The organism is Neobacillus drentensis (assembly GCF_036965245.1).
GTDB classification, from domain to species: domain Bacteria; phylum Bacillota; class Bacilli; order Bacillales; family Cytobacillaceae; genus Neobacillus; species Neobacillus drentensis_G.
The window spans coordinates 1-2,105 of record NZ_JBALPG010000206.1; the positions used below are offsets into that span (position 1 = coordinate 1).

Sequence of the window (2,105 nt, forward strand, 5' to 3'; positions counted from 1 at the left end):
GGCCAAAGATGAAGAAATTAAAATTAGTATCAACAGTATTAATGGTAGCATTTCTCTTGATTCTATCAGCCTGTGGAACTACTAAAACGGGAGGAGAAAAGAAGACTTTAAGAGTTGTTACCGATGCCGCTTACGCACCATTTGAGTACCAGGATAAAGGCGAAGTTGTTGGGTTTGATATTGATTTCGTTAAGGCGGTCATTAAGGAAGCAGGCTACGGCGTGAAGGTGGAGCATGTTGGCTGGGATCCTATCTTTGTTGAAATTGAAAAGAAGACAGCCGATTTAGCCGTTTCTTCGATTACTATCACTCCTGAACGATTAGAATCTTATGACTATACAGTCCCTTACTTCTTATCTAAAAATGAAATTCTAGTACCAAAAGGGAGCTCAATTAAGAGTGCCAAAGATTTAGAGGGAAAAAGGATTGCTGTACAAAATGGTACGACCGGCCAAACCATTGTAGAAAAACTGTTTGGTAAAAACAATGAAAAACTAAAAAAGTTTGAAAATAACAATCTAGCAATTCTTGAGTTGAAAAAAGGCGGCGTAGATGCTGTTGTTGCGGATAACACAGTGATTGAAACCTATGTAAAAAATAATCCAAAGGATAATTTTGAATTCATTGAAGACGATGGAGCGTTTGAAAAAGAATTCTATGGTCTTTTGTTACCGAAGGGAAGCAAACTAAAAGCAGATCTTGACAAGGCTGTGAACAAAGTGTTAGACAATGGAACCTACGAAAAGCTTTATGAGAAATGGTTTAATACGAAGCCTGATATAAAAGTAATAAAGGACCAACAATAGGGGATTAAATTGCGTAACTAGTTTTCTAAATCAGTTACGCAATTTTTGATTAGGTTTCTTTACTTCACTACATAGCACAATACACATAATAGGAGGGGGATCGGTAATGGATTTTAGGTGGGATCTTATTGCGGAATACGCTCCCTTATTTCTTAAGGGAACATTAGTAACCATTGGCCTCTCGGTCGCAGGTATAATTATCGGTTCAATACTTGGTTTATTTATTGGTTTAGGAAAAATGATGCGAAAAAAGCTGTGGGCTCTTCCGTTTAACTGGTACATCAACTTTTTCCGCGGCACTCCGTTAATGGTGCAAATCTTATTGATTCATTTCGCTGTCGTACCGGTATTTTTAGGCACAACGAATGCGATCGTGGCAGCAATTTTGGCCCTTTCCTTAAACTCTGCAGCCTATGTGGCGGAAATATTCCGTGCCGGGATTCAATCAATCGATAAAGGGCAGATGGAGGCAGCGCGTTCACTCGGCATGACACATGGACAAGCTATGAGATTTGTTATTTTGCCACAAGCGATTAAAAGAATGATTCCACCGCTTGGCAATGAGTTTATTGTCTTAATAAAAGATTCCTCGCTTGCTGCCTTAATTGCTGCTCCTGAGCTGATGTATTGGGGACGTGCGATGCAGGGGCAATATATGCGCCCATGGGAGCCATATCTTACAGTTGCTGTGATATATCTAGTATTAACCCTTTCCCTAAACTTCCTATTAAACCGTATTGAAAGGAGGTTAGCAACAGAATGATTGAGGTGAAAAGTTTAAAAAAGTCGTTTGGAAACAATGAGGTTCTAAAGGATATCAATGTAACAGTTGATCCGCAAGAAGTCGTTGTCGTGATTGGCCCTTCCGGCTCCGGAAAATCGACATTCCTCCGCTGTATCAATATGCTCGAAACAATTACTGGCGGTCATGTCCTAATTGAAGGGATCGATATTACTGACAAAAAAACGGATATTAATAAAATCCGAACTGAAGTGGGAATGGTATTCCAGCAGTTTAATCTTTTTCCACATAAAAAGGTCATCGAAAATATTATGCTTGCCCCGATGAAGGTAAGGAATGTACCGGCAGAAAAAGCGAGGGCAAAAGGGTTGGAACTTTTAAAAAAGGTAGGGTTGGCTGATAAAGCGGAAGCCTATCCTGATTCATTGTCAGGCGGACAAAAGCAGCGGGTAGCCATTGCCAGAGCCTTAGCGATGGAACCGAAAATTATGCTGTTTGATGAACCGACCTCTGCGCTTGACCCGGAAATGGTCGGAGAGGTTTTAGAGGTAATGAAA

At 40.3% G+C, this 2,105-nt stretch carries 3 protein-coding genes; all 3 read left to right on the forward strand.

Annotation, left to right across the window (positions count from 1 at the left end; all coding sequences use genetic code 11):
* Positions 1 to 806: basic amino acid ABC transporter substrate-binding protein (locus tag V7150_RS25265; protein ID WP_335523780.1), on the forward strand; the 806-nt coding region annotated here is incomplete at its 5' end.
* A 106-nt stretch (positions 807 to 912) separates the two neighbouring features.
* Positions 913 to 1,569 (forward strand): amino acid ABC transporter permease, encoded by a 657-nt coding sequence (locus V7150_RS25270; RefSeq protein ID WP_335523783.1) that lies wholly within the window; start codon positions 913 to 915, stop codon positions 1,567 to 1,569.
* Positions 1,566 to 2,105: amino acid ABC transporter ATP-binding protein (locus V7150_RS25275; protein WP_335523785.1), on the forward strand; the 540-nt coding region annotated here is incomplete at its 3' end. The genes V7150_RS25270 and V7150_RS25275, both read left to right, overlap by 4 nt.

Coding starts and splice junctions, on each gene's coding strand:
- V7150_RS25270 (WP_335523783.1), top strand. CDS start 913: ATGGATTTTAGGTGGGATCTTATTGCGGAATACGCTCCCTTATTTCTT.